Here is a 452-nt window from a genome sequence, read left to right as displayed (position 1 = left end):
GCTTCTGCTGCAGGGCGAACTTGGCCAGGTCGCCGCCAGCGGCAGCGACGCCTTCAGGCAGGGTGTCGATACCGGCCGCCAGCTGTGCCGGATCCAGGCGGCGGGCCTTGGCGATATCGCCGAGGTAGCGCTGCCACACATCGTTCATCCAGAACAGATCGGCTTCCTTGGACGCCGGCGACGCCGCGTCGAGCACGTACGGCTCGGCCGCCGACTTGTACTCGCCTACCTTGAACAGGTGCACGTCCACGCCCAGCTTGTCCTGCAGGCCGGTGCGGAAATACTGGCGGTAGCGACCCAGGCCTTCCAGCACCACCGACCCCATGGGGTCCAGGTAGACCTCGTCGGCCTGTGCGGCAAGCAGATACTGCGACTGCCCCATGCTCTCGCTGAAGGCCACCAGCTGCTTGCCCGAGGCGCGCAGGTCCTGCAGCGCGGCGGACACTTCGCGC

The 452-nt window shown here is 67.7% G+C and carries 1 protein-coding gene; it reads right to left on the bottom strand.

Going from position 1 to position 452, the window contains the following annotated elements:
• Positions 1–452 (bottom strand): S49 family peptidase (locus tag AC1DOP_RS27295; RefSeq protein WP_477254423.1); only part of this gene is annotated, 452 nt, incomplete at both ends.

Source organism: Massilia sp. 01N410 (assembly GCF_056399665.1).
Note: the sequence above shows the minus strand (reverse complement) of the source record. Positions and strands in the feature narration are given on the sequence as shown.